At 68.5% G+C, this 6,434-nt stretch carries 7 protein-coding genes; 6 read left to right on the plus strand and 1 reads right to left on the minus strand.

What is annotated here, in order from left to right; translation table 11 throughout:
* The 5 genes from WA805_RS09820 to WA805_RS09840 form a co-directional block, all read left to right on the plus strand.
* Nucleotides 1-197 (plus strand): hypothetical protein (locus WA805_RS09820; RefSeq protein WP_425242183.1); only part of this gene is annotated, 197 nt, incomplete at its 5' end.
* Nucleotides 190-1,218, plus strand: a complete 1,029-nt coding sequence (locus tag WA805_RS09825; RefSeq protein WP_425242184.1) for an alpha/beta hydrolase — start codon at nucleotides 190-192, stop codon at nucleotides 1,216-1,218. The genes WA805_RS09820 and WA805_RS09825, both read left to right, overlap by 8 nt.
* On the plus strand, nucleotides 1,215-1,958 hold the full coding sequence (locus WA805_RS09830; RefSeq protein WP_422285707.1) for an esterase family protein: 744 nt from the start codon (nucleotides 1,215-1,217) through the stop codon (nucleotides 1,956-1,958). Before WA805_RS09825 ends, WA805_RS09830 begins: the two co-directional genes overlap by 4 nt.
* 10 nt (nucleotides 1,959-1,968) lie before the next feature.
* A complete protein-coding gene (locus WA805_RS09835; RefSeq protein ID WP_425242185.1) occupies nucleotides 1,969-3,222 on the plus strand; it encodes an ATP-grasp domain-containing protein in 1,254 nt (417 codons plus the stop codon).
* An 85-nt stretch (nucleotides 3,223-3,307) separates the two neighbouring features.
* Nucleotides 3,308-4,789 (plus strand): glutamate--cysteine ligase, encoded by a 1,482-nt coding sequence (locus tag WA805_RS09840; RefSeq protein WP_422285709.1) that lies wholly within the window; start codon nucleotides 3,308-3,310, stop codon nucleotides 4,787-4,789.
* Between the two features lie 107 nt (nucleotides 4,790-4,896).
* On the opposite strand, the gene WA805_RS09845 is transcribed toward WA805_RS09840, so the two are convergent.
* A complete protein-coding gene (locus tag WA805_RS09845; protein WP_425242186.1) occupies nucleotides 4,897-5,817 on the minus strand; it encodes a hypothetical protein in 921 nt (306 codons plus the stop codon).
* Nucleotides 5,818-5,885: 68 nt separating this feature from the next.
* On the opposite strand from WA805_RS09845, the gene WA805_RS09850 reads away from it, so the two are divergent.
* A complete protein-coding gene (locus tag WA805_RS09850) occupies nucleotides 5,886-6,410 on the plus strand; it encodes an AAA family ATPase (protein ID WP_425242187.1) in 525 nt (174 codons plus the stop codon).
* The last annotated feature ends 24 nt before the right edge of the window (nucleotides 6,411-6,434 follow it).

Consider the following 6,434-nt stretch of genomic DNA (forward strand, 5'->3'; position numbering starts at 1 on the left):
GTGATGTCATGGTCACGGTGCGGACGCCGGCCGAGGTACGGCAAGTAGCCGACCGGCTGGCTGATGCCGCCAGCGCAGTGAAAGCCGCCATGACCGCGGTCTTCGGCCCTGAGTGGGATCGCGCGGAGGATCAGTTGCGCCAGGAACTTGGCCGCGACGTCGGCGCCGATTACCGAGGCCAGCGGCCAGATGAGTGAGCATGCGGTGACCTTCCTGCTGGCCGATCCTGAGCATCGACTGGCGGGCGTGCGGCTCATCCAGGACGTGCGGATCCCCGGCGACCATCTCGGCTTCCACCGCAGCGGCGACGGATGGAAGCTGGTCATCGATCGGCCGCCGGTGAACCGGATGGAGTATCTGCTGGAACTGCGGCACGCCGGCGGCGGCACGGAGACTGTGCTGGATCCCGGGAACTCGCGGCAGGTCGCGGGAGCGTTCGGACCGAAGAGCGTCCTGGAGTTCCCGGGTTACACCCCACCGGGCTGGCTGAGCACCGCGGCCGAGCCAGGGAACGTTACCGCTGTCGACGTACCGGTCAAGGCGCTTGACGCGGCGGTCTCCGTCCGGGTCTGGTCTCCGCAGGGCACGCAGCCCGGCGAGCGGCTGCCGCTGCTCGTGGTGCACGACGGGCCGGAGTACGACACGCTGGCGAGCCTTACCCGGTACCTGTCCGCGGGGGTCGCCGGGCACTGGCTCCCGCGGCTGCGGGCCGCGCTGCTCAGCCCGGGGCCGAGGAACCGCTGGTATTCCGCCAGCATGCGCTACACCCGGGCGCTGTGCACGACCGTGCTGCCCGCGATCACCGGCCGGGTGGCGACGAGCGGTCGCGTGGGGATGGGCACTAGCCTCGGCGCGCTGGCGATGCTGCACGCGTACTGCCGCTACCCGGACGCGTTTGACGCGCTGTTCCTTCAGTCCGGCAGCTTCTTCTTGCCGCGCTTCGACTCTCACGAACGGTGGTTCCCCTACTACCGCCGGGTCGTCAGGTTCGTCACCGACACCCACGATGGCGGGCTGCCGCCCCGGCCCGTGCCCGCGGTCCTCACCTGCGGCGTGATCGAGGAGAACCTCGAGAACAACCGCCTGATGGTCAAGGCCATGCGCGGCAGGGCTTACCCGGCGACCCTGCACGAAGTACCCGACATGCATAACTACACGGGCTGGCGCGACGCGTTCGATCCCTACCTCACCGAGCTGCTCGGGCGGGTGAGCCGGTGAGCCGGGAGGTGACCGAGCTGTGGTCGGACGCCATCGGCGCGGCGGGCACCGTCATCCGGTACGGCCACTGGGGACGTGCGGTGCTGGCGTTCCCGTCCGAGCAGGGCAAAGCCTGGGACTTCGAGAACAACGGCATGATCGGCGCCGTGTCGAACCTGATCGACGAGGGCCGGCTGAAGCTTTACTGCGTCGACAGCTACGACGCCGCCTCCTGGTCCAACCAGAACATCCCGGTGGAAGAACGCGCCCGCCAGCACGGCCGCTACGAGTCGTGGATACTCAGCGAGGTCGTGCCGTGGATCTACCGGGACTGCGGCGGCGAGGTGGAGGTGGCCACCCTGGGCTGCAGCATGGGCGCCTTCCACGCGGCCAACTTCGCGCTCAAGCGGGCCGACCTCTTCCCGCTGGCCATGTGCTTCTCGGGCAACTACGACCCCGCGTCCTGGCACGGCTGGGGCGAGCGCGGCAGCGAGGCGTACTTCAACAGCCCGCTGGACTACGCGGGCAATCTGCACGGTGACCACCTCGACTGGCTGCGCGCCCGGGTCACCCTGCTGCTGGTGTGCGGCCAGGGACAGTGGGAAGACACCACTGGATCGCTGTCCAGCACCAGACGGTTCGCCGAGCTACTTGCCAGCAAGGACATCAGGCACGAGCTCGACCTGTGGGGCTTCGACGTGCCCCACGACTGGCCCTCCTGGCGCGCCCAGCTTGCCCATCACCTGCCACGATTCTGCTGAACGGAGGTCCATGTTGACCGCTTCCAGGCACCTGATCGGATTGCTGCTCGGTACCGAGGAGGACTGGCCGAAGGCGTTCGAGGAGATCCTGCGCCGGCTGGGACCGGTCGAGGGGACCGGCGGCACTCGGCATACCTTCGACTGCGAGCGGATCACCATCGAGCCGTTCAACCTGCGCGACCAGCCCCGCCACAACCTGGTCATCGACCGGCTCGGGTACTGGTACTACCACCCGAGGGAGTGGCTGAAGAAGGTCTCCCTGATGAACGGCGTATACCTGTTGAACAGCCCGTTCACCTTCCAGTCCATGGAGAAGCACGCGGCCTACTGCGCCATGATGCGGCTGGGCCTCAAGGTGCCGGAGACCGTGCTGGTCCCCTTCAAGAACCCGGTGGACAACGCACGGTACGCCTACACCGCCGCCCGCTACAACCAGCCCTTCGACCTGGACGCCATCGCGGAACGGATCGGCTATCCGCTGTTCATGAAGCCGTTTGACGGCGGTGCCTGGCGCGGCGTCTCCCGGATCAGCAACCCCGCCGAACTGCACGCCGCTTACGACCAGAGCGGTGAGATGCTCATGCACCTGCAGAAAGCCATCGACTACGACGTCTTCGCCCGCTCGCTGTCGATCGGCGCCGAGACGATGGTCGTGCGCTTCCAGCCGGACCAGCCCATGCACTTGCGCTACGCGGTCGACCACGACTTCCTCTCACCGGATGTCGGGTCTGAGGTGGTGACGATCGGGCGGCTGGTCAACAGCTTCTTCCGGTGGGAGCTCAACTCCTGCGAGACGCTGGTCAAGGGCACCGAGGTCTATCCCATCGACTATGCCAACGCCTGCCCGGACGTGGCCCTGACCAGCCTGCACTACTACTTCCCCTGGGCGATCAAAGCGCTGGTCAAGTGGTGCGTCTTCGCCCTGGTGACCGAGCGGCGCCCCAAGCTCGACCTGGAGACAGACATGTTCTTCGAGGTCGGCGATGACCCGGACATGACTTACCAGGAAAAGCTGGACGCCTACGGGAAGCTCGCCGACAGCTACTTCGAGACAGACCGCTACCTGGACTTCTGCCAGACCAGCTTGCCGCGCATCGACGAGATCGTGCTCGACTGGGTGGCCGGGCCCGATTTCGACCGGCTGCTGATCGACACCGTGCGCTCCACCTACCCAGCCCGCGAGCACGACGAGTTCATCGCGCACCTGCGCGGCCTGCTCGGCCTGTGGGTCCGCGACGAGACCACTCGCCTGCACACCACCTGACCAGCCGGTCTAACCAGCCGCAGACGCTGGCGCCTGGTCACGTAGCGTGCGACTGTGTAGAGAAGGGCGGTGGGCGGGAGGCCTCATGGGTCGTGAGATTCAGGCGATCAAGTTCAGCGGCGAGGACCGGCGAGTGTACCGGGAGAAGGTACGGCGCTCGCTGGACGCGCTGGCCCGGATGCTGCGGGACCACCTGTTCGAGGACAATCCGGCGTCGGTGGGCCAGGAGATCGAGCTGAACCTCGTCGACTCCCAGGCCCTGCCGTCCATGCGCAACACCGACGTGCTGGACGCGATCGCGGACCCGGCCTGGGGCGTTGAGCTCGGGCAGTTCAACCTGGAGATCAACGTGCCGCCCCGGCGGTTGGCCGGAGACGCGCTGGCCGAGCTAGAGCAAGTCGTCAGGGACGACCTCAACGCCGGGGACGAGAAGGCCCGCAGCACCGGGACCCGGGTGATGATGGTCGGCATCTTGCCGACGCTGCGGAAACAGGACATGCACCTGGGCACGCTGACAGCCAGCGACCGGTTCCGTGTGCTCAACGAGCAGATCTTCGCCGCGCGCGGGGAGGACATGCGGATCTCCATCGACGGCGCAGAGAAACTGCTCACCCACACCGACAGCATCACCCCAGAGGCCGCCTGCACGAGCCTTCAGCTTCACCTGCAGGTCAACCCGGAGAGCTTCGCGAACTACTGGAACGCCGCCCAGGCGGCCGCCGCCGTTCAGGTGGCGCTGGGCGCCAACTCCCCGTTCCTGTTCGGCAGGCAACTGTGGCACGAGACCCGGATCACGCTGTTCGAGCAGGCCACCGACACCCGGCCGGACGAGCTGAAGGAACAGGGCGTGCGGCCTCGAGTGTGGTTCGGCGAGCACTGGATCACCTCGGTGTTCGACCTGTTCGAGGAGAACCTGCGGTTCTTCCCCGCATTGCTGCCGATCTGCGAGGACGAGGACCCGCTCGCCGTGCTCGATGGCGGCGCCTGCCCGCAACTGGCCGAGATGAGCCTGCACAACGGAACGGTGTACCGGTGGAACCGGCCGATCTACGCGGTTGTCGAGGGCAGGCCGCACCTCAGGGTGGAGAACCGGGTCCTGCCAGCCGGCCCGTCCGTCGCCGACGTGGTAGCGAACGCTGCCTTCTACTACGGGCTGGTGCGCACGCTCGCCGAGGCGCAGCGGCCGATCTGGAGCCAGATGGCGTTCGCGACCGCCGGCGAGAACCTGCACGAGGCGGCCCGCCGCGGCCTGGACGCGCACCTGTACTGGCCCGGGCTCGGCGAAGTGCCGGTGGCCGAACTGGTGCTGCGCCGCCTGCTGCCGCTGGCCCGCGAGGGCCTCAGCCGCTGGGGCGTCAACCCAGTCCACGCAGACCGGCTGCTCGGCTTCATTGAGCAGCGCTGCATCACCGGCCAGACCGGCGCCGCCTGGCAGATCGCAACGGTCGAGGCGATCTCAGGACGCGGCGGGGTCGGCCGGCTGGATGCACTGCGGCAGATGACCGAGCGCTACATCGACCACATGCACACCAACGAGCCGGTCCACACCTGGCCGGTGATCGCTTAATCTCATGGGGGTATGGACAACGCACAAGCGCAGCCGTTAGTGGCGCGCCGCGCGGCAGCGGCGGATGCCGGTACCCCGTGCTCCAGCTCAGGGTGGCAGGTCCCGCGCTAGGCATTAGCCCGGCGGAGGCGTTCGGCTGCTTGTGTCCTGAGCGCATCGCCGGACAGCTGGGGGGCGCCGAACAGTGCTTGCTCCCGGGCGTTGTATGTAGCCATCCACACGCTGGCCGCCCACGCGATCTCCTGCTCCACGGCCGTGAACAAGCGCCCCCGAACGTCCTGATAAGTCGCCAGGAACGCCTCGGAGCTTTCGATCGGTGCCAGCGTGGGCGGCCCGGCGCTGGCGAACGCCCCGCTCGCCGCTCCCGCCAGCGCCGCCTCCGGTTGCCACGCCAGGCTGTCCCAGTCGTGTACCGTTCCCACCTCCCGGCGGTGCCACCGGATGTTCTGCGCCTCGAAGTCGGCGTGGCCCAGCACGCACGGCAGGTTGGCGGCCAGTAGCCGTCTCCGAGCCCGCTCTGCCGCCGCAACGACGTGCGCGGGCACGACGCTCTGGTCCCGGTTATCGAGGAAGTCGATCGCCGGCCACATCCCGGAATCGGCGTGGTCCCAGCGCACCCAGGGCGGATTCGGCAGCGGCGGCGCGGCGGTCACGCCGGCCAGCTCGGCCATAAGCCAGGCGAACACCTCCGCGTAGCGCGCGGCCACGTCCGGCGAGTCCCCGTGCAACACCTCACCGCCGGGCCGGAACTCCTCGGCGTGCACAGCCAGCGAACCGATACCGGCCACGGGCGTGAGCGGCCGGGCACACGGAAACCCGCGCTCGGCCAGCCGCGCCTGGGCTGCGACACACGACACGGCCCGGCCGTCATCGGCGCGGGCCTTCACCACGACATCCCTGCCATCAGCCAGCCGGAGACCGAACACCATCGAAACCTGCTGCAGCCGGAACAGCACGCCGACGGGTTCGCCGCCCAGATGATCCAGACACCAACCCGGCAACCAGTCCGGCAGATCATCCAACGGCACAGTCGAAACTGTGCCATAAACCTGCTCCGTGCAAGGCGGCCCAGGGATGAGCCGGATAGCTTGGGCCGGTGATCATCTGGATCAACGGCGGATTCGGCGCGGGCAAGACGACGCTGGCGGCGGAACTGCACCGGCGGCTCCCGGACGCGGTCGTCTATGACCCGGAGGACGTCGGCCTCATGCTGTGGAAATGGATGCCGCCCAACGGCGATTTCCAGCACCTGCCGAGCTGGCGGGAACTGGTCATCGCGACGGCGCTGTCGCTGCGCAGGCACCACGCGGACACGCTCATCGTCCCGATGTCGCTGATCCGCGACGCCTACCGGGCCGAGATCCTCGGCGGCCTGGCCGCCGCGGGCGAGGAGGTCCGGCACGTCTTCCTGGATGCGGACGCCGGCGTGCTCCGGGAGCGGCTCAACGCCCGCATGCCGGAGCCCGGCCAGGAATGGGACCAGTTTGCCCGCGAGGCCGGCATGACCGGCGTGGATGAGATCGTGGCGGCCGCGGCCCGCCAGCCCGGTGGCACGCTCCTGCTGCGCTCGGACCGGCTCACCCCGGCCGGGCTGGCCGATGAGGTGCTGGCCAGCCTCTGATCACAGCCAGCCCCGTTCCTCCGC

This window comes from Trebonia sp. (assembly GCF_049794275.1).
Taxonomy (GTDB): domain Bacteria; phylum Actinomycetota; class Actinomycetes; order Streptosporangiales; family Streptosporangiaceae; genus Trebonia.

Bases quoted from the DNA above. Each gene is read 5' to 3' on its own strand.
- WA805_RS09840 (WP_422285709.1), top strand. From the start codon at position 3,308: ATGGGTCGTGAGATTCAGGCGATCAAGTTCAGCGGCGAGGACCGGCGA.
- WA805_RS09835 (WP_425242185.1), top strand. From the start codon at position 1,969: ATGTTGACCGCTTCCAGGCACCTGATCGGATTGCTGCTCGGTACCGAG.
- WA805_RS09825 (WP_425242184.1), top strand. From the start codon at position 190: ATGAGTGAGCATGCGGTGACCTTCCTGCTGGCCGATCCTGAGCATCGA.